This is a genomic window from Nocardioides massiliensis (genome assembly GCF_030811215.1).
GTDB classification, from domain to species: domain Bacteria; phylum Actinomycetota; class Actinomycetes; order Propionibacteriales; family Nocardioidaceae; genus Nocardioides_A; species Nocardioides_A massiliensis.
In genome coordinates, this window is sequence record NZ_JAUSQM010000001.1 from 187963 (window position 1) to 214228 (window position 26266).

Consider the following 26266-nt stretch of genomic DNA (forward strand, 5'->3'; position numbering starts at 1 on the left):
TTACTCCTGGTTCCCCGCGGCGGCCGCGGACTTGGTGCTCGACGGGGTCGTCGAGCTGCTGGTGGTCTTCGCCCCGCTGGTGGGGGTCGAAGTCGTGGCGCCGGCGGTGCCGGCGGTGGTGGCGTCGGGGCCACTGGTCGCGGTGCCCTCGCCGGTGCCTGGGTCGGGGTCGACCGGGGACGGGCGCAGGTCGTCGAGCGGCTCCGAGCCGTCGACGCGGCGGATGCCCTCGCCGAGCACGGGGTGGTCGATGTAGTGGGCGGGGACGCGCTGCGTCTCGCCGGTCGCCTCGACGACGACGGTGACGAACTTCTTCTCGGCCATGGCCGGGTTCCTCTCGGTGGGTGTCACTGGTGGGCGGTGAGCTGGTACTGCAGGGGCGTCCAGAGCCGGGCCGGCTTGACCGTGGTGTCGGGGAAGTACGGGCCGGGGTTGAACCCGGGCGGGGGGCGCAGCGGGCCGCACTTCGCGCCGTCGAGCTGTGGGCGCCACCGGTAGAGGAGGCCGTCGATCCGGTCGACGAGCGCGTCGAGGTCCTCGGCGTCAGCGGCAACCGCGGTGACCTGGATCAGGTGATCGAGCGACACGAACGAGTCGGCGACGTCGCGCTCCCCGGATGCGCCGTCGACACCGGGGGTCCCCGGGGAGGGGTAGAGCACGAAGTACGGCGCGACCGCCGGGTCGCCGGGGCCCCGGGTGGGAGGCCGCTCGTCGGTGGTGCCGTCGAAGCGGCGTCCAACCTGGCCGTAGTAGCCGGTGGCGTGCTCGACGCCGGTGAGGCGATCACGGAGCGCGGCGTTGAGGGCGCGGCGCGAGATCCCTGACATGAAGCGACCTCCGATGTTCCGAACTCGCGGTAGAATCAGGACATGTCGGCTGCGAAGAGGTCCCGCCCGAACCCAGCCGAACTCCGCGAGCTGTACGTCGACCAGGGGCTCAGCGCCGCCGCGATCGGTGCCCGGTACGGCGTCGAGAAGATCACCGCGCTTCGATGGCTCCGAGCCGCAGGGGTGGAGCGCCGGTTCGCCGGCCGGGGGCTTGCGCACAGGGGCGTCGCCGCGCCCTCAGCAGACGACCTGCGTCGCCTCATCCACGAGGAGAACATCGGGCTCATCGGTGTCGCTGAGAAGTACGGCGTCGACTACACCGCGGTCGGTCACTGGCTCGACCGCCACGGCATTGAACGCCCGACCATCTGGCAGACCCGGCGCCGCGGGCAGGTTGTTGTCGAACCGACCGAGGCTGAGCTGCGGGATGGAATCACCCGCGGGGAGACGATCACTGCGATCGCTGAGCAATTCGGGGTGAGCCGCAGGTTGATCCGCGACCGGTGCGTGCGTTACGGCATCGAGGTTGGGCGTGACGGCTGGCATGGCGGCAGGCGTTTCACGTGCGTGGATGGACACCTTGCCCGGTCAACCTATGAGCAGCGAGTCGACGACTGGCTCACCGAGCACGGCCTCGACCACGAGGTCGAACCCGCCTACCCATGGGACCGGCGCTACCGCGCCGACTTCCTAGTCGGTAGCACCTACATCGAGGTCTGGGGCGTCACCAACAACCCGGCGTACGCCGCACGCAAGGCCATGAAGATCGAACGGTGCGCCCAGGAGGGCCTGACGCTCATCCAGGTCAACCACGGACAGTTTGCCAACGGTCGACGCTGGTGGAAGCCGCTAGAGGTTCTCAGTAGCTAGCTGAGCCAGCGCCTCAGTGAACGTCGGTGCTCGACGATCGAAGGCGGGCCCGAGATACGGCTGACCGGGTTGAACACTGGTCCCCCACTCCACGTAGATGCCGTAGTCCACGGTGGGGCCGATCTCGGCTTCGGTGTGCCCGTACCGGCCGTCTCCGGTGGTGGTGGAGGAGATGGACCCGCGGAGCGCTCCGGTGTCGACGGGGGCTAGGACCTTGGCGTCGGCCTCGATGTCGCGGACGGTCTTGCGGAACGCAGCGGCCGCCTTCGCGCCGACGCGCTCGGGTGCCTGGCCGACACGGGCGCCCAGCGCCCGGACCTGGGAGGCGTCGAACTCGATAGTCACGGCGGCCTCCCGGGCGGGTCAGGTGGTGGCGGGCGGTGCTGGGGGTGGGGCGACCAGGGAGCAGAAGAGGTCGCGCTCGAACCGGTGAGATGCGGCGACGACTTCGTGCACGTGGAGGTCGCGGCCGGTGAGCGCGGGGTCGCCGGTGGTGAGGGTGACGATGTGGCCGACCTGCACCTGGTCCGCGGCGGTGTGGCCGAGGGGCAGCGTGACGAGGTAGCCGGCGACGGTGACCTGCTCTTGGCCGGTCTCGACGTCGCGGGCGCGGGAGGTGAGCGCCTGCGCGCGGCACGGGACCTGGGTGGCGTACGGCGTACGCGGGGTCGCGACGTTCCGCTTGAGGGTGTCGCTCCACTGCTGGGTCGTGCCGGGGACGCGGATGCTGCACGCGTCGGGCATGGTCTTCGCGGCGACCGGGGCGTGAGCGGTGTTCCAGTCCTCGGGGAACACGCGGGTGCCGGGGCGGCCCTGGGCGTGACGCGGGCGGGGCATCTCAGAGCACCGGGTACTGGGTGCGCTCGGGGTGCAGCGACCCCTCAAGGTTGACGACGCCGAAGAAGAAAGAGTCCTCGTCGTCGGCGGTCTCGTCCGCAGCCTGGGCGCGCAGTGCGGCGGCGCGGCGGCGCATCGAGTCGGCAAGCTTCGCGCCGTCGGTGGTCACGTCCTGCGTACGCAGCACCTTCGACGCCAGCAGCTGATCGTCGGCGTTCGTGTCGATCGCCTGCGCCGCTGCGAGCTTGACGTTGTCGCCCTCCATGTCGAGGAACGCTTCGATCTCGTCGTCGCTGAACACCCACGGTGCGGCAACGTCGTTGAGGAGGAGGCGGACCTTCCCGGCCGGCTCGCCCAGGTTGTACGTGCTGGCTTCGGACACGGTCCGCCTCCTCTCAACTAGTGGTGAAGGTCAGCTCTGCGGCTGGCCGTACTTCGCGCGGAGCTCGTCGCGACCCAGGGGCTCGCCCTTGTCGTCGACGAGGTCCTTCTCCTCGGCGCCCTGGGTGACGGCGTACGCCGCCCAGTCCTCGCGCGAGGCGTTGCCGGCGGGCTCACCCGACGGCGTGGACGGGGTCTGCTGGCGCTGCCCGCCACCGGTCGGCGTGCTCGTCGACGACGAACGCGAGGACCGGCCCTTCTTCTTCGTGCCCGGGGGCAGCTGGTCGTCGCGCCAGTGCTTGGGCACCGACCCGACAACCTCGTCGGCCTCGTCGACCAGGTCGACGAAGTCCTTCCCCGCGAGCACGTGCGTGCCGTTGCTGTTCTCAGCCATGTGTCCGCCCTCCTCAGGCGCCGGTGTTGTCGGAGCCGTAGGTGAGCACGGGGTCGCCGTGGGCGACGCCCATGATGTGGCGGCCGCGGTACCAGATGGTGTCGTCGTCGAACGACCCACCGGTGACCACGATGTCGCCACCGCCGACCGCGCGGCCCTGGTCCGCCTTGTAGCGGAAGTCGGGCTGCTCGTAGCCGCGGAGCTTCGCGAAGTAGAACGGGGCGCGGCGCGCGGTGCCGGGCTTCGGCATCACGATCCACGACTCACCGAGCTGCTTCTCGTTGACGACGAGGTCGACCTTGCCGCGCAGCGGGTTCGGTGCGTAGGTGAAGCCGCCGTTGCCGTCGGCCATCTGGACCCGGTCGACGTTGAGGATCCGCTCGGCGAGTGTCTCCAGGGCGTATCCGACGACGAGCTGCAGGCGACCAGCCGGGATGATCGTGCCGGTCTTCGGGTCGCGCTTCGTGCGAAGAGAGTTGAGGACCAGCTCGAGGTTCGCTGCGGTCAGCTTCAGCGTGCCGAAGTTGCCGTTGCCGCCGTTGAAGAACCCGGTGTTGAGCGACCCGGTTTCGAGGTTGATCATGAGCCGCAGCCCACGGTCGTCCTCGGTGTCGCGGGCCATCTGCGGGAACGCCTGCGGCACCATCTGGAGCTGCTCGAGGTCGTCGTTCACCTGGGCCTCGAACGACCAGCCGTACAGCAGGCCGGTCTTCTTCGCCTGGATGAACTTCTCGTCCAGCTCGGGGCCCTTGGCGACCGGGTACGCGGTGCGCTCCGGGACGTCCTTGAAGACCTGCGCGCCGAGCTCGAGGGTGGCCAGGGACTTCGGCTTGAAGTCCTTCACCGTGGTCGGGGTGAGGAACTTCCCCCACTGCGTGGGGAGAGCGTCGTAGTTCTGCAGCATCTCGCGGTCGATGAGCATCCCGGAGGCGAACCGTGCGAGGTCGCTGGTGGTCAGCGCCTCGTTCAGCTCCAGTGCCGCGCGAGCCGATCCCTCGCGGTAGTGCGCGATGAGACGGGCCATACCGAGCGCGGCCTCCATGAGGCCGGGCGTCTGCTGCATCCGGCGCCGGTGGGCGGCCGGGGTGGGGCCAGAGGTCTCGGCCGCGATCTGGTCCGCGATCTCGAGAAGGGTGTTCGTCATGGTGGGTCTCCTCAGATCCGGGCGATGCGGACGTTGACCCGGCCCACGGCGCCGCCGGAGTCGGCGGACTTCGTGGCACCGGACGCGACGCCGCGGTCGATGACGGGGACGGTGTGACCGAACAGGGTGTTGTCGGTCGCGGTGGTGGTGAGCGTGTTGTCGCTCTTGATGTAGATCGCGGTGCCGGCCGCGGAGACGGCCTCGGGCACCGGCAGCGAGTAGGTGCCGTCGGGGGCGACCGGGGCGTAGCCCTCGGGGTGGCCCACGGCGCCGTACTTCACGCCGTTGACGGTCTCGGTGCGGTCTCCGTCGACGACGCCGACGATGCCGCCGACCTTGACGGGGTCACCGGAGCGGGTGCCGGCCGGGACGGGCAGGCTGATGGCCGGGGAGTCGCCGGCGAACACGAGGTTCTTCGACATGGCTCAGGCCTCCTTTCCGAGGCCGAGGGCCTCGTCGATGTCGGTGAGGCTGACGGCGCTGCCTCCGGTGGTAGTGGTGCCGCCCATGCCGATGACGCGGCCGGTGCCCTCGGCGACCTTCCGCTTCGCGGCGTGCTCGTCGACGGTGGTGGCGAACGTCTCCTCGTCGAGCTCGCCGGCCTCGGTGAGGGGGAGCTGCGCGAGCAGCCCGACGATCTGCAGGTCGTCGAACTCGACGCCTGCCTCGGTCGCGCGCTCGGTGACGATCTCGCCGGCACGGACGGTGCGGCGCAGCGAGTCGCGCTCGCTCCGGGCCTCGTCGCGCTCACGGATGGCGGTGTCGCGCTCGCTCTCGAGCACGTCCACCCGGCCGGCCCGCTCGACGATGCGGTTGTGCTCCGCCTCGTCGATCTGGATGTTGCCCATGGTGACCTCCTGGTCATCCTCGGTGGTGGTTGTGGTGCTGTCCGACCGGGTGGCCGGGACGTACTTGGTGACGGGCCGGACCTCGGTCCGGTCGCCGGTCAGGGACACCGACAGGTCGTCGTCGGCGACGGTGTAGGTCTGCTGCCAGGTCTTGGAGGGCTCGTCTTCGGCGGAGGCCTCGAACCAGACGGTGGACTCGTCGAAGTCGCGCACCCAGGCGTAGCGGCGGCCGTTGCCGTGCTCGGTGCGTACGGCGTCGGAGAGCTGCTGGCGGCGTTCGTCGGCGGTGGCTTCCTCGACGCCGCGGGCGATCGCGCGGTCGGTGACGGCTTCGGACTCCAGGACGCCCAGGACGTGGCCGCCGCGGCCGGCGCGGGTCACGAAGTCCACGGAGGTGATCGCGGCCAGGCTCTCGACGATCTTGCCGGTGCGGCCCTCGGCTTCGCCGTCGACGAGGTCGGTGGCGGAGCCGCGGATGGACAGGCCGATGTTGGCGGCGAAGTCCTCGTCGAGGAGGAGGTCGCGGTAGGGCGCGAACGGCTTGACCTTGCCGCGGACGCCGCCGATGTCGGGGTCGTAAGTGCCGGCCTCTTTGATGACGGCGCAGAGGTCGCGCACGGATCGGCCGGGGCGGGAGGCGTTCTCGTCGGCGGTGGGGTGGTCGAAGTACATGTGGGTGCCGGCGGGGAACAGTGGGGCGGCGGCTTCGACGACGTCGGGGGAGTAGTAGCCGCTCGAGCCCCAGCCGGGGGTGATGAAGACGACGTCGAGGAGGCCGCTGTCCTGGTCGGCGGTCGCTGTGGTCTCCGAGAGGGTGAAGCTCTCGGCGATCTGCTGGGGCATGGCGGGTCCTCCGTGGGGCGAGTAGCGTGCGGCGGATGGAGCACGAAGAGCCGATCCCGCTGTGTCCGGAGTGCGGCCTGGAGATGTCGACTGAGGTGCTCGGTGAACGGGTCGCCGAGCCAGGTCCTCACGGCTCCCTGGCCGGCGAGATCGAGATCAGGTGGGTCTGTAAGGAACCCGGGTGCAGGTCCAACCAGCCCGGGTCGCTCGGCGGGGACAACGGTGGGGGCTGACGACGCCCGTTGTGAGGCAGCACCCGACGGCCTTCACAAGCTCGTTCTCACCGAGCTAGCTCCCGGCAGCAAGGGCGGATTGGCGATGGTTGACGAGTGCGTCTACTGCGGTGCCCAGGCCTACGAAGCCAGCGTCAGCGACCGAGCCGGCGCGAACCCGGCTGGCGCCGACGCCATCACGTAGGAGTCACGCCACCCCGACGTCGTACGACGCTCAGCCCACGCCGACATCGGGAACGCACCAGCGCGCCACGCCTCGAACCGGGCCGCCCCGAGCACCCGACGCTGCTCGTCCTCACCCAACGCGGCGAAGAGCGCGTTGCCATCCGGCAACAGCGACGGCGGGTCGTCGATGTCGAACCCCAACGCACGCCACGACCGGGTGACCGGCACCCGTGCGCAGCGGCACTGCTGGTGGCCGAGCGGCCCTGGCTCGCTGGTGGGGAGCTGCCGGCCGTGCATCGACCAGCACGCCGGGCAGGTGTCGGCGTCGAGTTCAGCGGTCCACACCCAGCCGGCCAGCACGTCTGTGTCGGCCTCGTGCGCCGCCTGCGCAGCGGCTCGATAGGCGTCCAGGGTCTCGGTCCGGGCGATGACGAGCGCCCGGTGCAACCCGCCGTTGAATCGCTTCTCCGCCCGCCGGACCATGCGTCGGGCTGTCACTCGGGGGTTCGCGCCGGCGGCCACACCGCGGATCAGTTCACGGCGTACGGCGGCGTAGGCCTCCGGTGCCAGCGGGACGGCGAGCGAGGTGATCTGCTCGGTGGAGCGGCGCACGATCGCTTCGAGCTGTCCAGGGTCGACCCGTGACCACTGGTCGACGCCGAGCAGGGCCTTCGCGTTCGGCGGCAGCTGAGAGTCGATGATCGAAGCCTGAGCGCCGAGAGTGGTGTCGATGACGCCCTGCAGGTCAGCGGTGATGCGTACGCCGGCGTCCGCGGCGAGCTCGGCGAGACGGTCCGCGATGTACTCCAACGACCGGGCGAGGCGCGTCGAGCGCATCAGCTGGGCACGGGTGACGCGGTCGCCAGCGACGAGCTGCTCGAGGAGCGCGTCGTGGAGCTCGGTGGCGACCTCGTCCCACGCGGTAGCCCACGCCCGGACGAGGTCGCGGGTCTGGGCGTCGGTGACGCGCTGCAGCTCGCGCCGCAGACCCTGCTCGACCCGCATGGTGCGATCGGTGAGGGCCACGGTCAGGCCTCGTCCTCGTCGTCGACCTCTTCACGGTCGACCACCCGGGCCGGGTCGTCCCCGCGACGGAACGCCTGCACCGCGGCGTCGCCGGCGTTGGCGTCGGGGTCGATCCAGTTGCCCTCGTCGTCGGTGAGCGCATCGACAATCTCGTCGACGTCCTTCTCGCCGAGCGCCTTCAACAGGGCCTTGAGCAGCCACGGCTTCGGGAGCACCTCGGTGCCGGAGGCCTCGACGAGCGCGGTGACCAGCTTCAGCGGGTCCATCTTGTCGATCGGCGGCCAGTCCACCTCGAGGGTCCGCTCGACGTCCCCGGCGAGGGTGACGACCTCGCGGCGGGTGAAGGTGTCCAGCACCACGGTGCCCCGCAGAGCGCCGCGAGGTGCTCGCACGGACTGGTCGACGACGTAGTCGAGCACCGTGCTGATGACCGCGCCCCACAGCGTGCGGCGGGCGTTCATCTCCTGGATCAGGGGCCGGTCGAGTGTCTCCGCGACTGCACGGGCCCCGGTGGTGCCCGGGTCGGCGAGCAGCATCGTGACGGGCAGACCGAGGCCAGCGGCGGCCATCGCGGCCAGGGGGCGACCGGAGTCGGAGTCGATGGTCGCGCCGGTCTTCGGGATCGCCTCGAGCGAGGCACCCGGGCCGTACGCCGCGACCTGGCCAGCGTCCGAGGCGGTCCCGGGCAGACCGGCGGCCGACGGCAGCGCCGCGGCGAGGGTCTGCGCAGCGCGCCGGGCCTTCGATGCTCGGTCCCCGGTGAGGCGCCACGCGAACTTCGACAGCGCCTTGACCAGCTGTGCCCAGTCGGTGAGGAACCCCTCGTAGGCCCGCGCCCATGGCAGCGCGGCGTACACGTCGGGGACCCCGAACTTCATGCCGTCGAGCCGGTTGACCGCGACGTGCAGGATCGGCTGGTCCCACTGGACCGGGACACCGTCGATGGTCTTCGGTCGCAACTTGGGCCGGAACCCGACCGCGGGGTGCAGGACCCGGCGGGTCTCCCTGCGCAACCGGGTCGACCCGGGCGCGTAGCCGGGTTCGGCGATCTGCGCGGAGTAGGTCCGCAGGTAGAACCACGGGTCGTCGCGGTCCTCGGGGTTCAGGATGACGTCGCGGACCTCAGCGAACGGCACCGACCGGACGGTGGTCGCTCCGTTGAGAGGGTTGGGGAAGAACGCCAGGAAGAAGTTCCCGTCGACGCCGAGCGCCCGCTCGTTCTCCTCCTGGGCCTGGGCGGAGGTGAACGCGGCCTGGTTCGCCGGGTCGTCCCAGAACGCCTTGACGACGGCGTTGACGTCCTGGGGTGCGGACTCGCCGGCGCGGGCAGCGACCTCGACGCCCTGGCCCCAGATGTAGCCGATGCGCAGCAACAAGCCGCGCTTGATGATCGGGGAGGCGATGGCCATGACGGCGCAATTGCGGGTGATCGCGTCGAGCCCGTCACGGGAGAACTCGCGGTCGAGCTCCGTCGACATCGTGCGCCAGCCGCGGTCCTCGGCGGAGAGACCGAGGTCGGCGAAGTCCTCCTGGAGGAGCGCGATCATCGACTCGGCGGCGGCGAGCTGCTGCTCGGTGGTGACGGGGGTGGCCTCGATGGTCACGGGTCACACCCCCTCAATCCTGGTCGGGTTCGTGCAATCGGCGGGGTTCAGTACGGCGTGATGCGGAAGCGCGCGAGTTCGTCGTCGAGGTCTTCCTCGGTGAACGTCTCGCCGGCGAGCAGCGGCTGCACGATGAGGCGGTTGAGGGCCTGGGACATGGCGTCGACGTCGTCGTCGTGCTTGCCGGTGGGGAACGCGGCGGCTTCCTCGATGACCTCGTCCACCCACGGGCACAGCTCAGGCGCGGGGAGCCACACGTTGTGGGCTTCGACGAGCGGGGAGACGGCGGTGGCACGGGCGACCTTGCCGCCGTCGGGCTCGATCGGGACGAGCCCGGGGATGCTGCGGGTGAGCATCGCGATGACCGCGGTGCCGTTGGCCTTGTCCTCCACGAGCTTGAGCAGCGCCTGTGGCCACCGGGCGGCGAGGCGGCGTACGGCGAGCAGGGTGGCGGGGAAGTCGAGGCGGCCGTGGATGCGGTCGAGGAGGTAGGCGTCGGCGCCGCGGCGCATCCACACGTGGCCGGCGACGTAGTCGGAGCCGGCGGTGCTCTTGAACGCCATGTCCCAGGAGATGAGCAGGTCGTCGTACTGGGTGAGGATCCGGGCGCCGTCTTCGCGTTCGATCCACAGCGGCTGGTCGTAGAACTGCCAGTGCTCGCGCTTGAAGATCGTGCCCTCGGCCGAGGACGGGCGACCCTGGTAGAGCGCGGACCAGGTCCGGGACCCCACGCGGGTCTTGATCGCTTCCCACTGGGCGCGGGTGCGGCCACGTGCGGATTCGAGGTACTCGCCGACGGCCCGGTCGAGCGCGTCGGTCTCGCCCTTCGCGGGGTCGTGGTCGGCCTGGGCGGGGATGTTCACCACCCGCCACAGGTGGCCGTCCTCGGCAGCCAGGAGCCGGCCGGCGAGGTCGTCGTCGTGCCACCGGGTCAGGATCAGCACGACCTGCGCGCCGGGAGCGAGTCGGGTGGAAGCGACGTCGGTCCACCAGTCCCACACGGACTGCCGGTAGACCTCGGAGTCGGCTTCCTTCCGGTCCTTGATCGGGTCGTCGATGATCATCAGGTCCGCGGGGCGGCCGGTGAGGCCGGCGCCGATACCGACGGACACGAGCCCGCCGTCCTGGCCGGCGAGCTGCCACTCGGAAGCGGAGCCGTTGTCGGCGGCGATGGACATGCCGAGCTCGGGGTTGGAAGCGATGAGGTTGCGGATCGCGCGACCGTTGCGGTTCGCGAGGCCCTGGCCGTAGGAGGCGCCGACGATGCGGGTCCAGGGCCGGTGCTTGAGGACCCAGGTGGGGAAGTCCTTGGCGACCCTCGTGGACTTGCCCTCTTGCGGGGGCATCGTGATGATGAGCCGGCCGTCGGGGGTGTCCATGAGGCGCTGCAGCTCGTCGTCGACGAGGGCAAGCGCGGGGGTCTGGACGGTGGAGCGGGTGAGCCGGGCGGCGAGGGTGCCGGGGGTGCGCCAGGAGTCGACGTCGGCTTGCTCGAGGACGGGGTTGGGGGCGCGGAGCTCGAAGGCGCGCGCTGCCTGTTCCCACACGTTGAGGGGGTCGGGGAGGACGGAGGTCATCTCGTCACCGCCCTCCTGCTCTGGACGTGCGAAGACCCCGCTCCACCGGGTTTTGGGTAGGCGAGGTCTGCCAGGAAGGATGCCACAAAACGCGATGATCGGCGACACGATCGCCCGAAACGCGTGTCGCTCACGCCGCGTCGACCTCCCATTCCTCGAGCAGCCGCCGCACCCGAGCCGGGTGGATCCCCAGCCGCCGACCGGCCTCCTCACCGTCCTCGCCCGCGTCGATCGCGGCACGCAACGCCGTAGCCTCCCGCTCGAACCTGGCCCGCTCGAGCGCGGCGAGCTCGGCCTTCCGGACGGTCTCCGCAGCACGCTCGGCCACCGACGGCCAGTGCACGAGCAGCATCCCCCACCGCTCGCCGGCGACCCACCGGCACGTGACCGCGACCTGCAGCCGCTCCGCCCACCGGCGCACGGTGCGCGGCGGGAACGAGTGCCCGGTCATTGTGGTCGCCGCCTCCGCGGCCATCGCGATGTGGGTCCAGCCGTCACCGGCCGGTCCGCCTTCGAGGAGGGAGCGGCGTACGGCGTGGGCGTACTCGCCGGGGGTGTAGGTCTTGCGGCAGCGCATGCACTCCCAGGACTGGCCGACGGCGGGGTCGACGATGCCGCCCTGGCCGTGCCGGGAGGTGGTGCAGCGGTTGCAGGGATGGCGGGCTGCGGAGATCTCGGCGTCGGTGGGGACGCGGCGCGCGGCCGCGAGCTGCTCCGGTGTCGGGGTGCGGCCGGCGGCTCGTGTCTCGCGGACCAGCTGCACGGCGGCCGTGTGCGCGGCCCGCAGCTGCACCAGGTGCCGGCGCGCGGCCGTGTCGTGCTCGCACGGCCGCGGGTCGCCGAACCGGCGCACCAGGTCCTCGCCGCACTCGTCGCACGGCACACCGAACTCGTGGTGGCGTTCGTCGTGGACGATCTGCTCGAGCTGGCGGCGGATCGCGGCCAGGTCGTCGGCCATCCGCGGCCAGTCCGGGCCGTCGTTGGTCTGCGCGAGCTGGGTGAGGTGCTCGGCGAGGTAGTGGCAGGCGCCGCCGACGGTGGGTCGGGCGGGGGCGGTGTGGCCGAGCCAGGCGGCTACCTGCTCGACCCATGCGAGGAGCGGGAGGAGGACGGGGACGGGGTCGCCGGGGAGGTGGTCGTCGTTGAGGTGGGGTGACCAGAGGAGGTCGGGGCCGTCGGGGCCGGTGCGGACGTAGGTGACGAGGGCGTCGCCGCCGGGGATGGGGGCGGCGGCGAGGAGGCGGCCGTTGTTGCCGCCGTGGATGGCGTGGAGGCGGATGGCGCGGTCGAGGTGGCGGATGTCGGTGAGGTCGTCGCGGGTGGTGCCGATGCACTTGGGGCAGGTGTGTGGGTGGGCGTTGTCGAGGTGGCGCCAGCCGCAGAGGGTGCAGTGGGGTGCGGTGCAGGGGGCGCAGCCGCGGCACCGACCCGGGTTGTCGGCGTGGGTGCAGGGGTCGCGGTGTTCGCCGGTGATGGCGCGGCTGGTGTCGGTGTCGGGTGCGTGGTGGCAGCGGGCGGGGACGGTCATGGGTGGGTGTCTCCCTCGTGCGGCTCGGCGGGGCGGAGGGGGCTGATGCAGTTGGTGTGCGGGTGGAAGACCACGGGAACGACGGTGACCGCGAGCTCCGCAATCCGCTGCTCCGTTGCGCGCCGGGCCTCGGCACGCATGGTGGCGAGCAGCCGGTGAGCATCGTCGGAGCCGGCGTACGACGGCGGACCGACGGGAGGCCTGTGCTCGCCGCACACCCAGCACGGGGCGATGCCCGCCCACGACACCTCGCAGTCGCGGCAGCGCATGATGGACTCGCGCCAACTGTGGTCGTCGAGGAGCTGGATCATCGGCCGCACGATCTGCGCGTCACGGTCGTCGTCGAGGCTCCGGGGGTCCTCGAACAGCGGATCGCCCGGCACCCACGCCTCCGGTTGGGCTTCCCAGTCGGCGACGGTGGCGTCGATGCGGGACAGGATGTCGGTCACGCTGCTCGCCCCCACGGCCAGCCCTTCGGCATCGGCCCACCCCAACGCCGGCAGACCGAGCACACCCGGTCCTTGTGCCGGGTCCAGCCGCGCTTGGCGGGGAACTTCACGCCGGTCTGGTCGGCGTAGTGGCCGTGGCACTTCCGGCAGCGCTGCAGGCGGCGCGTCATGCGACCACCGCCACGGCGACGATGAGTACGGCCTGGGTGACGAGCATGCACACCGTCGCGATCGTCAGCGACCGGCACCACCGCTGCAGTCGGTTGATGCGCGTGGTCTCCCAGGCGAGGCGGTCGTGGGCGTCGTAGCGGTCGCGGTGCCGGCTCCGCATCTCGTTGCGCAGCATCTCCCGGACGGCGGTGAGCTGCTGTTGGACCTCGGTGAGGGTCGTGGCATCCGGTGATGGCCCGTGGTGCGGGAACGCTGGTCGGTGTACGAGCTCGCGGAGGGAGCGGGCGACGGCGTCGCGTTCGGCGAGGAGCGCCTCGAACCGCCGGAGCTCCGAGGGGCAGCAGACGATGTGGGTGTCGGCGGTGCAGTCGTCGCGGCCGGTGCAGGTGGGCGGGGTGCTCGTCGAGCCGCCCCGAGCCGCCGGCCGAACGTCGGGCACAACGGGATCCGGCAGCGGCTCGTACTTCGGCCGGGGTGGCGGCGTGGAATCGTCGGACATGTCGTGGTTCTCGCTCACGGTGTCTCCTGGGTGTCGAGGTCGTTGGCGTGCATCGGACACACCCCGTCGAGGGCGTGCAGGCGGATCCCGTCGCAGCGGGTGAGGTCGAAGCGGGTGCAGCCGCAGCCCAGCCGGGTGCGGCGAGTCGGGGTGAAGGTGCCGATGTGGCCGTCAGGGTGGCCCGAGCAGGTGTGGAACAGGGTCAGCGGCATCAGCTGCTCACCGACCCGTCGTCGCCGTAGTCGGTGTGGTCCAACACCCACCACTCGTCGGTCGCGGTGTCCCACACGGTGTCGAGTTGGCAGTGGTGGCAGCGGAAGGCGTGCAACTCGATCCACCAGTACCGGGGCATCTTGCCCTTGACGCGGAACGGCAGCCGGGCGCGCGCTTCCTCCTCGGCGCGGTAGTCGTCGTGCGTGAGACGCGCCGAGTCAGCGCGCAATCCCTTGTTCGTTGACCAGCAGGGGAAGCCGCGCTCCATCGTCGGCATCCCGCAGCCTTCGCAGACGTCCGGCCGCATGTGCAGGTGAAGGGTGGTGATGGGCGCGTACTCCCAGCCCTCCCAGACGACCGCGCGGCCGTCCCAGCGGGGTGGGAGGTCGTGCTCGCGCAGCAACGTCAACAGGTCGGTCACGACTCCTCCGGGGTGTCGAATAGGCCGCCGACGACACGGTCGGCTCGGTACGTCAGAGGCGGCTGCCAGACGAGGAGGCAGCAGCCGAAGGGGGGGCGGTTGTTCGGCCCCACCGCGGTCTGGCCGGGCTTGAGAAACCGCATCCGACCCGGCAGGAACTCGACCGTCAGCGGGGAGCGTGGACGGTCGCGGTAGGGCTCGACGAGCTGCTGCCACCACTGCTGCTCGGTCCGGTTCGCCGGGAGCAGCATCACGATGCCGAGCGTCGACGCCCAGCACTCCCACGCCTTCCGGATCCACGGCGCGATGTCGGAGTACGGCGGGTTGCACCACACCCGCTCACCGGACCAGTCCTGCGCCAGCCCGTCGGTCTCCCTGGTCCAGTACCGCTCACAGCGCGCGTTATGCGGGGCTGCCGCCGCGTCGACGGTGAAGGGGCCGAAGCGGTCGTCGAAGTCCGCGAAGTCCAGCGGGTGCACCGCCCGGTCGTCCACGCCGTCGACCTCGTCGAGCGAGCGCCGGCCCACCTGCTGCGGGTGCGCGTTGGCTTTGAAGCGTGAGAGAGCCATCAGCCCTTCACCCCACCCTCTTCGCTGCCGCCGGCGAGCCGACGCAGCTCGTCCGGGACGATCTCCAACGCGAACTGCGACCACAAGACCGTCAGTGCGATCTCAGTCGCCCGCTCGGCACCGATCGCCTCGACCAGCGCCGCGAGCATCCGGTCCAGCACGTTCCGCAGCACCGCAGCGAGCTGCTGACCAGCCGACTCCGCCAGCCGCACACGCCGCTCCTCGATCCCCGCATCGAGACACGTCTTCGCGACCTTCACCAGCCGGTCACGCTCCGACTGCCACAACGCCACGAACGCATTCGGCCCGGCCTGATAGGTGACGCCGTTGTCGGTGCCCTTCTCGAGCTGCGTCCCGTGGGTCTCCTTCACCCGACCCCACGCCACCTCCGAGCGATCCATGTCCGCGACGATCGCGCCCAGCCACTGCACCGCCCCCGCGCACCGATGGAGCTCCTCGAGCAACGCGGTGTGCGGGTCGACCTCGCGCGGCAGCCCGAACGCCTCGACGGCGAGCAGCGCCCGGCGTTCCGTACGCCGTGCCTCGGCGGCTGCGAGCGCGCGCGGTGAGGAGCCGCCGTGCATGCGGCAGACGGTCTGGTCGGCCATGGGGCGTTGGGTGCAGGGGTTGCCGGCGCGGGTGTGGGCGGAGCACCTGGTGTGGGGTTGTCCGCAGCGGCTGCACGGCATGAGGTCGTCGGTCATCGCGCACCGTCCGGCTGCCAACGGGTGTCGGTGACGTACACCTCAGCGTCCTTGCCGAAGCGGCGGAGCTTGTCGGCGTACTGGTGGGCGTCGTGTCCGCGAGTGAAGTGCTTGTGCCGGACGTCGGGGCGGTTGCCTTGGCGGATCCAGCGGACGGTGTAGAGCTTGCCGTCGCGGGGTGTGAGGCGGGGGTCTCTGGTGGTCATCGGGCACCGCCGTGAGAGGGGTGCCGGGACACGCTTCGGGGACACGGTCGCGCGGGCTCGCTGACTGTGTCCCTAATCGAAGATATAGGGACCACGGGACACAGTCGTCTCGCGTCTGCCCGGACCCCCTCTTGGGACACGGTCGGGACACGGTCGGGGACACGGTCAGTCGGTGGGGTTGAGGTGGTCATCCTCGGCCTCCCGGTAGTGGGCGATGGAGTGGTGGAGTTTGGATCCCCGGGGGCCGTCGATGCGGGAGACGAACCCCTCGGAGACGAGGAGGTTGATGGCGTCGCGCAGGACCTTGTCCTTGGCGGTGACGGAGTCCTTGACGGTGCGGAAGCTGCAGAGGTCGTTCTCCTCGATGAACCGCGAGACCTTCTCCATCACGACGGTGGGGCGGAAGGTGCCGTCGTCGTTCTTGGGGGCGGCGTCGCGGGTGATTTCCCACTTTGTGGTGGGTGTGCCGTCGGGGAGGGTGTGGGTGGAGTCGATGACGAATTCGCCGGCGTAGCCGCCGCCGGAGGTCTTGCGGAGTTCGCCGGTGCGGTCCTTCTCGATGCGCAGGGTGACGCGGCCGATGCCGCCGGGGGCGGGCTTGACCTTGGCTTCGGCGCGGAGGTAGGCGCCGTCCATGGCTCGTTTCTTGGCGGTGCCGCCGATGGCGTAGCCGGTGACGCGGGCTTCGGCGGACTTGGGGAGGTGGTCGACGGAGATGACGCAGGAGCCGGCTTTGGCGGGGGGCATGGCGATGTCGCGGAGGGCGGCGGTGATCTCGTCGTTGTCGACGCTCTTGACGCCGAGCATGGGGAGGACTTCGCCGAGGGAGTCGATGACGACGATGGTGGGGGCGAGTCGGGTGATGTCGGCGACGGCTGCGCGGAGTTGGTCGGCGTCTTCGGGTTCGTAGTAGCGGAAGCGGTCTTGGTCGGCGATGAGGTGCCAGGGGGCGCCGAGGAGGGCGAGGCGGGCGGCGGTGTGGTCGGCGCCGTTGTGGTCGACGTCGATCATGGCGAAGGTGTGGCCGGCGCGGAGGGCTTCGACGCCGGCGGCTTGGGCGAGCCAGGTGTTGTGGGTGGGTACGTGGCCGTTGGTGAGGTAGAGGTGGTCGGGGTTGGATACGGCGATGCAGCGCATGGGGACGTAGCGGCCGGTGGGTGTGATGGACCGGATGGTTCGGCTGGGGGCGGTGCGTGTGGTGTGTGCGGCGTACGCCGTGGCCTTGCGGGTGAGGCGGAATGGGTTCATGCCGAGGGGCAGTCGGACGGCGATGCGGTAGTGGTCGCGGTGGCGGGTGCCGTTGAGCATGGAGGGCGCCGTGTGGGTGGCGGCGGTGCCTCCGAGGCTCTGGACGAGGCGTTGCAGGTCGGTCGCGAGCTGCAGAGAGACGGTGGTGAAGGTGGCCTGTCGGTTCTCGATGCAGCCGTCGGTGTCCATGAGGCCGCGGAGCAGCTCGAGGCGTTGGCCGGCGGATGCGGTGAGGTAGCAGCTGGGGATGTGCTTGCTCTCGCTGCGGGTGTGGGCGAGGTCGAGCTCGCGGAGGATGGTCTGCAGGGGGTTGGCGTGGCCGCGACGGTAGGCCAGGGCGTAGCTGCAACGGCCGTCGTGCACGGGGGTCATCCCGGGCGGGAGCTGGTTGACGATGGCCTCGAGGATCTCGGGGTCTTCGGTGGAGATGCGGATGTCGCGCCCGAGGTGGCCGTCGCCGAGTAGCGCTCCGAGGGTGTAGGGGTCGAGCGGGAGTGCGGCCTCTGGGTGCTCGGCGGGCTCGGGGTTGGGCAGGTGCCAGCGTGGTCGGCCGTGGGGTTGGCGCACGCCGGCCTCGGCGATCTCGCGGGCGGTGAGAGTGCGCCAGCCACGGCTGCGGCGGCGGTCGTTGTGGTCTTGGACGGTCCAGAGGTGCTCGTCGCAGCATTCGATGGTGATGCCGTCGCTGGTGGTGACTTCCCAGACCTCCCGCAGGCCGCGCTCGTGGATCGCCTGGACCGTCTGGGGTCGGCCGTCGATGCCGAGGATGGTGTCGCCGACGTTGAGGCTGCCCATGGTGCGTGGGCCGGTGGGTGTCTGGATTTCGGCGGTGTAGGGCTGCGCCTTGCCGCTTTCGGGGTCTCCGAAGACGCCGTTGTGGCGGCCGGCGTAGAAGAGGGCGTGGCCGTCGGTGCGGGTGCACCAGGTGGGTGGTGTGGCGGTGGGTGGGGTGCCGTTGAGGACCCAGGTGAGGTCGGTGAGGCCGGTGGCGGTGGTGGTGTCGCGGGGGCCGAGGCGGAGGACGGTTTCGTCGAGGCGTTGGAGGCTCTCGGCGAGGACGTGGTCGAGGCGGTCGATGTGGGCGTCGGTGGCGAGGTTGGTGAGTTCGCGTGCGGTGTCGGCGACGACGCGGAGGCGGGCGTTGTCGCGGACGATGCGGACGTATTGGGGGGCGAGGGCTGGGGTGGTGGTGATGGTGGCGAGGTCGGGGAGGAGGCGGGTGGCTTCGCGGTCGCCGGTGGTGGTGATGGCGTTGGCGAGGGTGACGGCGTCGGGGGGTACGCCGTCGCGGTGGTTGAGGGTGTGCCAGGTGCGCCAGATGGTGGTGTGGGCGGGCCAGTAGAAGTCGTCGTGGTCGAGCTCGTGCTCGAGGGTGGTGGCGGGGTGGTGGCCGTCGTGGGTGGGTGGGGTGAGGAGGAGGGCGAGGAGGGCGTGTTCGGCTGCGCGGTCGGCCGCGGGTGGTCGGTTGTTGGGTGGGGTGTCGTAGTCGGGGTCGAAGGGTGGTTCGGCCAGCCGGAGTGGTGGTCGGTCGTCCCTGTCGGTCACGTGGTGCCTCGGTCCTCGTGTGGTGGGTGGGGGTGCTGGGGGGCGCAGGGTCACCGGGCCCGTGGAAGTGGCTGTCCGGGCGGCCGTTGGGCGGGCCTGTGTGGGGGTGTCCTTCGCCGGTGCTTCGGTTGGCCCGGGGTTTCCGGCGTTGACGCCCCTCCAGCTGGTTCGGGTGGGCCTGGGGGTTAGGCGCCTGGGTTGAAGGGGTCGGGGATGGCGCGGCGGCCGTGGTCTTCGTCGGGTTCGGCGTCGGGGTCCTGGTCTTCGTCTTGGTCCTCGTCGACGTCGTCCGGGTCGGCGTCGGGGTGGCGGCCGTCCCACAGGCCGATGACCTCGCCGGACTCGTCGTGTTCGACGAGCGCGGCGCCGTGGCCGCGGACCTGCTCGACGGTGGGTTCGTCGCCGCCGTCGAGGGGCAGCTGGTCGCCGTTGTCGTCGACCTTGCGGTTGTAGAACAGGGCGCGCTGGAACTCGCGGAGGTGGTCTTCGGCGAGGGTGGTGGTGGCGGGTTCGATGTGCGTGATGACGAGGTCGACGGCGCGGTCGCCGGAGGTGACGTTCTTGGAGACGGCGGCGACTTCGAGTTCGACGACGGCGATGAGGTGGCCGGATTCTTGGTCGGCGAAGCGGGTGGCCATGTCGTCGGTGATGCCGGTGGCGTTGAGGCCCTTGGCGCGGATCTTGGCGGTGGTGTCGCTCATGTGGTGGTGTCTCCTGTCGGGTGGGTGGGGTGCTGCGGTCAGATGAGGGAGGCCTGCAGCGGGGGTGCTGCGGCGGCTTGGGGTGTGGTCTGGTCGGCGATGTAGACGGCGAGGGCGTAGGCCTGCCAGACGTCGGCGCGGAAGCCGTAGAACCAGCCCGGCGCGGCCTTGGTGCCCTTGCCGTGGTTGGGCTGGCCGGGTGCGAAGCGGTCGACGAGGGCCTGGCGGATGTTGGAGTCCTTGGCCCGAGCGGAGTGGCAGTGGTGGAGCTTGATGTCGCGGCGGTAGATCAGCTCGGGGCCGGTCTGGGTGGCGACGCCGGTGGCGGCTTCGAGGTAGCGGCCGATCCACACGCAGGTCTCGAAGACCTCTTTGCCGACGGCCATGCCGTAGGAGGCGACCATCTCGATCGCGGCGGTGTCCCATTCGAGGTCTCCCCAGCAGTGGCCGAGGACCTGGGGGTTGGGGGACTTGCCGAACTGCAGTGGTTGGCGGGTGTGGGCGTTGATGATGACCCAGCCGGTGTGGGTGTTGCCGGGGTCGATGGCGAGGATGCGGTGGGTCATGCGGCGGTCTCCGTTCGGCGGGTGGGTCGGGTTGGTCGGTGTACGCCGCCGCGGAGGACCCAGTCGCCGTCGTAGCGGGCTTCGTCTTCGGTGATGCGGCCTTCCTTGTTGCAGGGGATGCAGATGTCGGTGGAGTGGGCGCCGATGCGGCCTCGTGCGCGTTCGCGTTGGCGGGCGAGGGGGTCGAGGCGGTCCCATGCGCGTTGGCCGATGAGTTGGCGGTCGCAGTGCTTGCAGACGCGGGGGCAGGTGGTGTGTTGCCAGCCGGTGTCGGTGGGGCGGGCGTAGATGTCGCCGGTGAAGGGCTGGTCGCAGCGGGGGCAGCGCAGGACGATCACGCCGGCACCCCCTGGTAGATGTCGTCGTCGTCGAGCGCCAGCGGTGGGAGCCAGCCGCGCTCGCGCGCGAGGCGCCGCGAGCGTGTCGCGGCGATGCGTTCGCGCTGGTTGGTCTCGGGCGGGAGCGTCATGCACAGCTCGGCGTACAGCTTCTCGATCGCGTCGACCGTGGCCCGGGTGAGGACACGGTCCCCGGAGACGACCGGCGCCATGTTCGTCGGTTGGATGCCGAGGCGGGCGCCGAGCTTGCTCATCGACCAGCCGAGCGCGACGAGTGCGCGCAGGTGGGTGCGTGCGGTCGGTGTGCCGGCGTGGTCGCGTGCCCCGGGTGCGAGAGGGAGCGGGCCGGGGGTCCAGGCGGGGTCGAGGGCGTAGAGCTTCTCAGCGGTCTCGCGGAGCACCCGCCGTGAGGGCTGCTGGGTGCCGTCGGCCTGGCGCTTGCCGTACATCAGCTTCCACAGCGCACCTTGGGAGACACCAGAGACCGCGACGATGCGTTTGAGGCCCATCCCGGCGTCCATGAGGTCACGGACGTGGGCCCGGACGTGCTCGGCTGGGACGTATTTGGTGTAGCGGCCGTAGGCCTTCTGGCGGCGGCGCCAGTCGTCCTGGGCGGCTCGTGCGGCGCTGCAGGGGTAGCAGCGGCACTTGTCGAGGACGTAGGCGGCGTTCGTTCCGTGCTGGTGGTTGGCTTCCTTGTGGTGGCAGGGCTTGGGGGTGCGGTCGATGGCGGCTTCGCGTTCCTCGGCGAGGGCGGCGCGGAGCATGGCTTGTTCGTGCTTCGCGCAGGAGTGCTTCTTCTTGGCGTGGTTGGCCTTGGCTGCGGTGTCGTAGGTGCCTTCCCAGAAGCAGCGGGCGCAGCGGCGGTGGTAGGTGCCGCGGCGGACGCGTTTGGTGCGCTGGCAGACGTGGCGGCGGGCGTTGAACTCTGCGTGGCTGCGGGTGGGGTAGGTCTTGGTCCATCCGCAGCGGCAGGTGACGCGGGCGGCCATCACGCGGGCCCCAGGGTGCGGTAGTCCTTGGTGACGCCGGCTGCGCGGAGGGTGGGGCACGGCCAGGCGACCTCAGCGAACCCGGAAACTCCGCTGAGGCAGTGGCTGCAGGGGGTGTAGCGATGCAGGGTGAAGTCGCGGCCGTATTGGTCGCGCTCGACGTGCTGGCCGCCGCAGCCGATGTGGCAGTCGTGGCCTTCGGGGACGCTCAGTGCGTCGATCAGGTTGCCGGGGGTGTGCAGCTCGACCAGCGGGGACAACGAGGATGGTGCGGCGACGCGGACGAGCATTGCGTCCCCGGCGGGGCGGGTTTCGATGGCGGCGCGCGACCAGTCGAGCACGACGCCGTACGCGGCGGCCTGGGTCTCGGTGTAGTCGGAGGCCAGCGCGACGGCGCTCAGCACGTCTGCGCGAGAGTCGATGTCGGGGTAGGTGCTGCGGGTGGTGATGATCGGGGTACGTGGCTCGGCCATCACTCACCTCCCTGCTCGCGGAGACGGGCGGCACGGAGCACCTCGCGGAGGAACTTGCCAGGCAGGTCATCAGGGACTGGCCAGTCGTCACCGCTGGCTCGCCACCACAGGTCCATCGCTGCCTGATCCCGCTCGGTCAGCGACTCGATGTAGGCGGCGAGGTGGGCGTCCGGGGCGCGGGAGGCGAGGAAGCCGTCGATGAAGCCGCGGTGGTAGTAGCCGCCCCGGTCGCGATGCGTGCGACCGGCCTCCTGCTCGCGCCAGAACGCAGCTTCAGCCGCCCCTCGCTCGTCCTCCCGCTCGTCCGCGTCGGGCTCGGCCGGGGTGCCGGAGGGGCATCCTCGACGGCACGTTGCGGACCCCGCGCCGCAGATGCAGCAGTCACCCCGGTGGTCAGCCACCAGGGTGCAGCCACGGGTGTGCTCCCGCTCGTCCGCGTCGGGCCTCCTCTCGGCGCTCATGGGGTGGCCTCGCCGTCGAGGGCGCGGCGGAGATCAGCGGCGTGATCGGCGTCGATGAACTTCGACACCTCGTTGCTGTGCGCCATCCACTCGTCAGCCAGCGCCCGCACGGCCGCGAGGCGGGCCTCGGCAGCCTCTGCGCGGGCGATCGCGCGCTCGGCGTCCAGGATGTAGCGGTGCCACTGGCGCTCGGCTTCTGCGAGTCGCGCCTCCACGCTCGCCACGTGCCCGAACCCGGCATCGGCGAGGGCTTGGGCTTGCTCTTGGGCAGGCGCGAGGTAGAGCCCCTCCGCGCCGCTCGGGTCGTCGGCCTTGTAGTCCTCCCACGACAGGCCGCCCGGCATCGAGAAGTGGGAGTCGTACTCCTCGTAGTGCCAGCGGGCCAGCACCTCGGCCATGCTCGGCGCGGTCACACCAGCGGCGGCATTCTTCCGTTCGTCGATGCGCTTGCGCGCGTCCGTGGTCGTCATGCGATCCACTCCTTCGGGAGGTCAGCGGTGGTGCGCAGCGCCACGAGGTCAGCCGGCGCCCAGCACAGGTGCCGGCCGTGCTCGGGGCAGCGGCGCAGCCACCACACGTAGGTGTCGTCCGGGATGACGCCGGCCGCGACGTAGACGGCGAGGAGCTGCGCGACGTGGTGTCGGGTCTGCTCGTCGATGTCGGCGACGGGGATGACGCCGTGGGGGTCGACGCGGTCGGTCGTGCGTCGGGCTCGGCGCTCGATCCACCAGATGTAGAGGCGGGCGGCGTGGTCGCCGGCGCGGCGGGCTCCGCAGGTGGCCCAGTAGGCGAGGCCGCCGAGGATGAAGAGGGTGCCGACGATCTCGTCCGGGTTCATCGAGCCACCCCCAGCACGCGCGCGGCTTGCTCGACCTGGTCCCACAGGGTGCGGTCCCCGCCGTGGCGGTCGGGGTGAGCTTCGGCGCGGGCCGAACGGTGCGCTGACCTGGCCAGCGCTTCAGACGCCAGCATGCGAGGGATCGCGTCGTCATCGGGCTCCGCGTCGGGACCGATCGCGACACGGTCAAGCAGACGTGCCGCTTCCTCGCGGGTCATGTTGCTGGCGGGCATCGCGTTGCCGACCGGCAGCGCCTTGAACCCGGCGTACTGCTGCCCGGTGTCGGTCGCGCCGTACCGGTCGACCGCACGCAGCGCCTCGAGGGTCTTGGCGACCGCGCGCACGTTGTGCTGCCACGACGGGCCCTGGTCGGCGTACGCCGCTACGTAGCGGTCGCACCGGTACTGCATCGGGCCGTGGTCGCGGGTGTCGAAGGCGACGACGACGGCGGGGTGTTCGGGGGTGCGGGCGTTGGCGCGCAGCTGGCCGTCGTTGCGGATGTCCTGCTCGCGGACGTCGACCTCGATGACGACATTCGACCCGCCGAGCGCGGTGATCTCGCGGTGCAGCAGCGTGAGCGTCATGGTCCAGGTGGAGTCGAAGCGGGACCGCTCGCGTGCCGAGGCGGGCCGCAGCCAGGTGCGGTCGGAGAGGGGCCGGGTCGTGTATCTCACTGGCCACCGCCTGAGCTCGGCCAGATGAGGTCGTTCCAGTCGCGACCGAGGTCGGCGGGGCCGTGAGCAGCGATCTGCTCGATGGTCGCCGCGGCCAGGGCGAGGGTGGCGTGCACCTGGGCAGCCGCGAGGTACTCCGGGGTCAGGCGCGACCCCTCCGGCTCCTGCTCGACCAGATGCAGCAACCCCTCGGCGGCTCGGTAGTTCTCGGGGCCGTTCACGCCGACCACCCATCGAACTCGCAGTCGTCGTCCTCATCCACCGGCAGAAACCGCGGCGTCGGCCGATGCCCCAACGCCCGCAGAGCCTCAGCCCACACATCGAGCTCCGGCCCATGCGCAACACCGGTGTCCACAGCAACCTCGATCAGCTCACGCCGCAACGCCGCCTGCTGCCCGACCGTCCCAGCCTCAGCAGCCAGCAGCGCCGTGAACTGCTCCTCGATCAACAACCGCGCCTGCAACGGCAGACCACGAGCCGCGAGGATCGCCGCCGCACGGTGCGTCACCCGCGTCATCGAGTCGACCTGCACGGCCGTCGCCCCGGGGATCATGCCGACACCGCCACAGGGGCACAGCACCCCTGGTGCACCGGCCACGACCCACAGCAGCCGTCGTGCGCCTTGCCGGTCCGGTCGAAGTACGCCCGGAGTCCGTCCATCTGCTTGCGGCGCCACGACACCTGCGTCGAGTGCAGCGTCGACAGCGACATGTTCTGCAGCTCCGGATAGGCCTGCACCTGACGTCGCACCACCCGGTACGCCGCGATCGCGTCAGCGTCGGCGGCGTGCGCGTCGCCGAGCAGCACTCCGTAGTGGGCGCACTGGTCGGTGAGCTTCCGCGACCCGCGGCGCTTCGAGAACGCCTTGTCGATCACGAACGGGTCGACGCACCCGGCCCATGGCGATGGCCGGACGCTGATGGGGTCGATGCCGTGGCGGGCGGCCTCGGCGTCGATGAGGGTGGCGTCGTAGGAGAGGTTGAACGCGACCAGCGGCACCTTGGCGTGGAGCGCGATCGCGAGCTTCATGATGATGTTGTCGATCGCGGCGACCCGGGTCATCGGCGTACGCCGACCGTTCACGGTGAGCGCGGCTTCAGCGCCCTGCAGGTGTGCGGCGATGCGGTCGTTGGTCCAGCCGTGGACGTCTGAGGCGCCGGTCGGGATCTCGATGCCGGGGTCGATGACCCAGGTGAGGGTCTGGGGCTTCTCACCGGGGGTGAAGAACACGACGGCGGCGGTGACGATGCGGTCGTTGTGGGCGTCGATGCCGGTGGTCTCGAAGTCGAAAGCGACGGCGCGACCGGCGTACCAGGGCGCCTGCTTCTCGGCGGCGCTCATGCCGCGTCCCGGTCAATGCCCTCGACGCGCAGCACCTCGAGGTAGGCACGCAGCTCACCCGCGGACGCCTCCGACGGGGCGAGGGCGTAGCGCTGCTCGAAGTCGTGGGTGACCTGCGGCAGGGTCGCGCCGAGCTCGCCGGCGGTGGCGAGGATCTGCTGCCACACCACACCCGGGTCGTCGCCACCCGCCGGTGCGGCGTCCTCGACGACCTCAGCGTCGTAGGTGCCGTCCGGATTCGCCTGCGGCTCGGCGGTCTGCGGTGCCGGCTGCTGCGTGGCCTCTGCCGCACGGAGCACCTCGACGCGTGCGACGATCCGCGCACCCGGTCCGTCGTCGTCGCCGAGCAGATTGTGCTCCTGCAGGTACGACCACATCCGCTTCAAGGTGTCCATGTCCGCCGCGTCGATCTCCGCGTCGGTGGGGACCCGCGGCGCCTCGACCTCCGGCTGCTGCGGCGCTTCGATCGCACGAGCACCAGCACCGCTGCCGGCGGAGAGCTCCGTGCCCGACGACACCTCCGCGACGATCTCCTTCAGCCGCGCGGTCCCGATCTGCAGGTCGAGCACCGGCACCACGAACCGCGACGTCTTCCCGTCCTTGATCGCACGCCGCTCCACCAGGTGCAGGTGCGCCGGGACTAGGTCGCCGACGTACTGCGCGAGCTCGGCGACTGCGGGGATCTCGGCGGCTGCGTTCCAGCCGTGCGACTCCATCCGCCACACACCGATCGCTTCGAGCTCCGGCAGCATGACCGACAGGCGGGTGGTCGGTCGGGCCTCGGCGTGCGGGTTGATGACCTTCTTCCCGACCTGCACCTGCTCCTCGAGGTCGCACGGCTCACCGGTCAGGACGTTCATCTCGCCGTCGCAGCGGTGCATGCAGCCGCCGCCGGCCCAGAACTCCATCCACTGCGTGAGGCCGCCTTTGACGGCGATCACCGGGATGCTCTGCGCGGTCGTGAAGACCTCCCATCCCTTGATGCCGTTGTTGTCCCACGGGCGGGGCTCGCCGCCGTAGAGCTCGGCGAGGTCGCGGATGTACCGCTCGGAGTGGCTGGTGAACCGGAACGACTCGAGCTTCATGGGGCGGCCCTTGCCGCCCTCCTTAGCGCCGAGGCGGATGCGGCCGAGCTCGGCGTGGCGCTGTTGCAGGACGATCGGCTTGATGGGCATGTCAGGACGCCTTCTCTGAGGACGGAATGCGGTGGTAGTTGGAGGCCGGGACCGGGTCGGTCACCAGCGAGCCGATGCGCAGGCGGATGAACTCGCCCTCGACCGACTCGACCGGGCGTGCGTCGAGCTGGTTGTTGACGTGGAGAGCCATGTCTCCGGGCTGGAAGTCGTTGGGCATGTCAGGACTCCTGGGTGATGGCGAAGGTGACGACACGGCCGGCCTGCTGAATCGCCCCGCGCTCCGACCCGATGTGGGCGTGGAACGCGACGTTGGGGGCCAGCTGGCGGTGTCGGGTGAGGTAGACGGCGATCTGCTCGCCGAGGTCGACGTGGTCGGTTGCGGTGAATCGAGCCGCCGGGGTGCGGGCGTCCTTGGTCTGGACGAGAAACGTGGCGCGCGACAAC

General features: G+C 70.8%; 39 protein-coding genes. 2 read left to right on the forward strand and 37 right to left on the reverse strand.

Annotated elements, in window-relative coordinates; all coding sequences use genetic code 11:
• Both J2S59_RS00975 and J2S59_RS00980 read right to left on the reverse strand, forming a co-directional pair.
• Complete coding sequence (locus tag J2S59_RS00975) at positions 1-324, reverse strand: hypothetical protein (RefSeq protein ID WP_068125077.1); 324 nt, start codon at positions 322-324, stop codon at positions 1-3.
• 23 nt (positions 325-347) lie between these two features.
• Entirely contained in the window at positions 348-827 is a 480-nt protein-coding gene (locus tag J2S59_RS00980) for a hypothetical protein (protein ID WP_068125079.1), read from the reverse strand.
• Positions 828-869: 42 nt separating this feature from the next.
• On the opposite strand from J2S59_RS00980, the gene J2S59_RS00985 reads away from it, so the two are divergent.
• Positions 870-1697, forward strand: coding sequence for a hypothetical protein (locus tag J2S59_RS00985; RefSeq protein WP_068125081.1), 828 nt, complete (start codon positions 870-872; stop codon positions 1695-1697).
• Here the strand turns inward: J2S59_RS00985 and J2S59_RS00990 are convergent.
• Genes J2S59_RS00990 through J2S59_RS01020 form a run of 7 tightly spaced genes read right to left on the reverse strand, consistent with a single transcriptional unit; the run spans position 1677 to position 6144 of the window.
• Complete coding sequence (locus J2S59_RS00990) at positions 1677-2042, reverse strand: HK97-gp10 family putative phage morphogenesis protein (protein WP_068125082.1); 366 nt, start codon at positions 2040-2042, stop codon at positions 1677-1679. The genes J2S59_RS00985 and J2S59_RS00990 overlap by 21 nt on opposite strands.
• Positions 2043-2060: 18 nt before the next feature.
• A complete protein-coding gene (locus tag J2S59_RS00995) occupies positions 2061-2534 on the reverse strand; it encodes a DUF6093 family protein (RefSeq protein WP_068125084.1) in 474 nt (157 codons plus the stop codon).
• A gap of 1 nt (position 2535) precedes the next feature.
• Entirely contained in the window at positions 2536-2916 is a 381-nt protein-coding gene (locus tag J2S59_RS01000; RefSeq protein ID WP_068125088.1) for a hypothetical protein, read from the reverse strand.
• Between the two features lie 30 nt (positions 2917-2946).
• On the reverse strand, positions 2947-3309 hold the full coding sequence (locus J2S59_RS01005; protein ID WP_068125091.1) for a hypothetical protein: 363 nt from the start codon (positions 3307-3309) through the stop codon (positions 2947-2949).
• Positions 3310-3322: 13 nt separating this feature from the next.
• Positions 3323-4453: a phage major capsid protein gene (locus tag J2S59_RS01010; RefSeq protein ID WP_068125093.1), complete on the reverse strand. Its 1131-nt coding sequence runs from the start codon at positions 4451-4453 to the stop codon at positions 3323-3325.
• A gap of 11 nt (positions 4454-4464) precedes the next feature.
• Positions 4465-4875: a capsid cement protein gene (locus tag J2S59_RS01015; RefSeq protein ID WP_068125095.1), complete on the reverse strand. Its 411-nt coding sequence runs from the start codon at positions 4873-4875 to the stop codon at positions 4465-4467.
• Between the two features lie 3 nt (positions 4876-4878).
• Positions 4879-6144, reverse strand: coding sequence for a hypothetical protein (locus J2S59_RS01020; RefSeq protein WP_306824721.1), 1266 nt, complete (start codon positions 6142-6144; stop codon positions 4879-4881).
• A 35-nt stretch (positions 6145-6179) separates the two neighbouring features.
• Here J2S59_RS01020 and J2S59_RS01025 point away from each other — a divergent pair, with 35 nt between their 5' ends.
• Positions 6180-6377 (forward strand): hypothetical protein, encoded by a 198-nt coding sequence (locus J2S59_RS01025; RefSeq protein WP_181641582.1) that lies wholly within the window; start codon positions 6180-6182, stop codon positions 6375-6377.
• Positions 6378-6497: 120 nt separating this feature from the next.
• Here J2S59_RS01025 and J2S59_RS01030 read toward each other — a convergent pair whose 3' ends face one another.
• The 28 genes from J2S59_RS01030 to J2S59_RS01165 form a co-directional block, all read right to left on the reverse strand.
• Positions 6498-7568, reverse strand: a complete 1071-nt coding sequence (locus J2S59_RS01030; RefSeq protein ID WP_068117745.1) for a phage minor head protein — start codon at positions 7566-7568, stop codon at positions 6498-6500.
• Positions 7569-7570: 2 nt separating this feature from the next.
• Entirely contained in the window at positions 7571-9172 is a 1602-nt protein-coding gene (locus tag J2S59_RS01035; RefSeq protein ID WP_306824722.1) for a hypothetical protein, read from the reverse strand.
• A gap of 47 nt (positions 9173-9219) precedes the next feature.
• Positions 9220-10749, reverse strand: coding sequence for a phage terminase large subunit (gene terL / locus J2S59_RS01040; RefSeq protein WP_306824723.1), 1530 nt, complete (start codon positions 10747-10749; stop codon positions 9220-9222).
• Between the two features lie 130 nt (positions 10750-10879).
• The gene (locus J2S59_RS01045) at positions 10880-12277 is read right to left on the reverse strand and encodes a hypothetical protein (RefSeq protein WP_068122038.1); all 1398 of its coding nucleotides are present in this window, start codon (positions 12275-12277) and stop codon (positions 10880-10882) included.
• Positions 12274-12726, reverse strand: a complete 453-nt coding sequence (locus J2S59_RS01050) for a hypothetical protein (protein WP_181642135.1) — start codon at positions 12724-12726, stop codon at positions 12274-12276. The genes J2S59_RS01045 and J2S59_RS01050 overlap by 4 nt, the downstream gene beginning before the upstream one ends.
• Positions 12723-12896, reverse strand: coding sequence for a hypothetical protein (locus tag J2S59_RS01055; protein WP_181642134.1), 174 nt, complete (start codon positions 12894-12896; stop codon positions 12723-12725). Before J2S59_RS01055 ends, J2S59_RS01050 begins: the two co-directional genes overlap by 4 nt.
• Positions 12893-13414: a hypothetical protein gene (locus J2S59_RS01060; RefSeq protein ID WP_068122033.1), complete on the reverse strand. Its 522-nt coding sequence runs from the start codon at positions 13412-13414 to the stop codon at positions 12893-12895. Before J2S59_RS01060 ends, J2S59_RS01055 begins: the two co-directional genes overlap by 4 nt.
• Positions 13411-13608 carry a hypothetical protein gene (locus J2S59_RS01065; RefSeq protein WP_068122030.1) on the reverse strand — a complete coding sequence of 66 codons (198 nt, stop codon included), beginning with the start codon at positions 13606-13608 and terminating at the stop codon, positions 13411-13413. The genes J2S59_RS01060 and J2S59_RS01065 overlap by 4 nt, the downstream gene beginning before the upstream one ends.
• Complete coding sequence (locus tag J2S59_RS01070; protein WP_068122026.1) at positions 13608-14030, reverse strand: hypothetical protein; 423 nt, start codon at positions 14028-14030, stop codon at positions 13608-13610. The genes J2S59_RS01065 and J2S59_RS01070 overlap by 1 nt, the downstream gene beginning before the upstream one ends.
• The gene (locus J2S59_RS01075) at positions 14027-14599 is read right to left on the reverse strand and encodes a DNA N-6-adenine-methyltransferase (RefSeq protein WP_306824724.1); all 573 of its coding nucleotides are present in this window, start codon (positions 14597-14599) and stop codon (positions 14027-14029) included. Before J2S59_RS01075 ends, J2S59_RS01070 begins: the two co-directional genes overlap by 4 nt.
• A complete protein-coding gene (locus J2S59_RS01080; protein WP_068121038.1) occupies positions 14599-15303 on the reverse strand; it encodes an HGGxSTG domain-containing protein in 705 nt (234 codons plus the stop codon). The genes J2S59_RS01075 and J2S59_RS01080 overlap by 1 nt, the downstream gene beginning before the upstream one ends.
• Positions 15300-15509: a hypothetical protein gene (locus J2S59_RS01085; protein ID WP_068121040.1), complete on the reverse strand. Its 210-nt coding sequence runs from the start codon at positions 15507-15509 to the stop codon at positions 15300-15302. Before J2S59_RS01085 ends, J2S59_RS01080 begins: the two co-directional genes overlap by 4 nt.
• A gap of 165 nt (positions 15510-15674) precedes the next feature.
• Positions 15675-18302, reverse strand: coding sequence for a DnaB-like helicase N-terminal domain-containing protein (locus J2S59_RS01090; protein WP_306824725.1), 2628 nt, complete (start codon positions 18300-18302; stop codon positions 15675-15677).
• Between the two features lie 185 nt (positions 18303-18487).
• Entirely contained in the window at positions 18488-19003 is a 516-nt protein-coding gene (locus tag J2S59_RS01095) for a hypothetical protein (RefSeq protein WP_068118915.1), read from the reverse strand.
• A gap of 38 nt (positions 19004-19041) precedes the next feature.
• Entirely contained in the window at positions 19042-19569 is a 528-nt protein-coding gene (locus J2S59_RS01100; RefSeq protein ID WP_068118918.1) for a hypothetical protein, read from the reverse strand.
• A complete protein-coding gene (locus J2S59_RS01105; RefSeq protein WP_306824726.1) occupies positions 19566-19907 on the reverse strand; it encodes a hypothetical protein in 342 nt (113 codons plus the stop codon). The genes J2S59_RS01100 and J2S59_RS01105 overlap by 4 nt, the downstream gene beginning before the upstream one ends.
• Positions 19904-20902: a hypothetical protein gene (locus tag J2S59_RS01110; RefSeq protein WP_306824727.1), complete on the reverse strand. Its 999-nt coding sequence runs from the start codon at positions 20900-20902 to the stop codon at positions 19904-19906. The genes J2S59_RS01105 and J2S59_RS01110 overlap by 4 nt, the downstream gene beginning before the upstream one ends.
• Positions 20899-21372 (reverse strand): hypothetical protein, encoded by a 474-nt coding sequence (locus tag J2S59_RS01115; RefSeq protein ID WP_068122357.1) that lies wholly within the window; start codon positions 21370-21372, stop codon positions 20899-20901. The genes J2S59_RS01110 and J2S59_RS01115 overlap by 4 nt, the downstream gene beginning before the upstream one ends.
• Complete coding sequence (locus J2S59_RS01120; RefSeq protein WP_181642214.1) at positions 21372-21833, reverse strand: hypothetical protein; 462 nt, start codon at positions 21831-21833, stop codon at positions 21372-21374. Before J2S59_RS01120 ends, J2S59_RS01115 begins: the two co-directional genes overlap by 1 nt.
• Positions 21830-22303 carry a hypothetical protein gene (locus J2S59_RS01125; protein ID WP_068122363.1) on the reverse strand — a complete coding sequence of 158 codons (474 nt, stop codon included), beginning with the start codon at positions 22301-22303 and terminating at the stop codon, positions 21830-21832. Before J2S59_RS01125 ends, J2S59_RS01120 begins: the two co-directional genes overlap by 4 nt.
• Positions 22300-22671, reverse strand: a complete 372-nt coding sequence (locus J2S59_RS01130; RefSeq protein ID WP_306824728.1) for a hypothetical protein — start codon at positions 22669-22671, stop codon at positions 22300-22302. Before J2S59_RS01130 ends, J2S59_RS01125 begins: the two co-directional genes overlap by 4 nt.
• Positions 22668-23345 carry a hypothetical protein gene (locus J2S59_RS01135; RefSeq protein ID WP_068120810.1) on the reverse strand — a complete coding sequence of 226 codons (678 nt, stop codon included), beginning with the start codon at positions 23343-23345 and terminating at the stop codon, positions 22668-22670. The genes J2S59_RS01130 and J2S59_RS01135 overlap by 4 nt, the downstream gene beginning before the upstream one ends.
• Positions 23342-23566: a hypothetical protein gene (locus tag J2S59_RS01140; RefSeq protein ID WP_181641961.1), complete on the reverse strand. Its 225-nt coding sequence runs from the start codon at positions 23564-23566 to the stop codon at positions 23342-23344. Before J2S59_RS01140 ends, J2S59_RS01135 begins: the two co-directional genes overlap by 4 nt.
• On the reverse strand, positions 23563-23877 hold the full coding sequence (locus J2S59_RS01145; protein ID WP_306824729.1) for a hypothetical protein: 315 nt from the start codon (positions 23875-23877) through the stop codon (positions 23563-23565). The genes J2S59_RS01140 and J2S59_RS01145 overlap by 4 nt, the downstream gene beginning before the upstream one ends.
• Positions 23878-23894: 17 nt before the next feature.
• Positions 23895-24686 carry a 3'-5' exonuclease family protein gene (locus J2S59_RS01150; RefSeq protein WP_068120804.1) on the reverse strand — a complete coding sequence of 264 codons (792 nt, stop codon included), beginning with the start codon at positions 24684-24686 and terminating at the stop codon, positions 23895-23897.
• Complete coding sequence (locus J2S59_RS01155) at positions 24683-25861, reverse strand: recombination directionality factor (RefSeq protein ID WP_306824730.1); 1179 nt, start codon at positions 25859-25861, stop codon at positions 24683-24685. Before J2S59_RS01155 ends, J2S59_RS01150 begins: the two co-directional genes overlap by 4 nt.
• A gap of 1 nt (position 25862) precedes the next feature.
• Entirely contained in the window at positions 25863-26039 is a 177-nt protein-coding gene (locus tag J2S59_RS01160) for a hypothetical protein (protein WP_181641411.1), read from the reverse strand.
• Between the two features lies 1 nt (position 26040).
• Positions 26041-26265 (reverse strand): hypothetical protein, encoded by a 225-nt coding sequence (locus tag J2S59_RS01165; protein WP_068116465.1) that lies wholly within the window; start codon positions 26263-26265, stop codon positions 26041-26043.
• Position 26266: the final 1 nt, after the last annotated feature.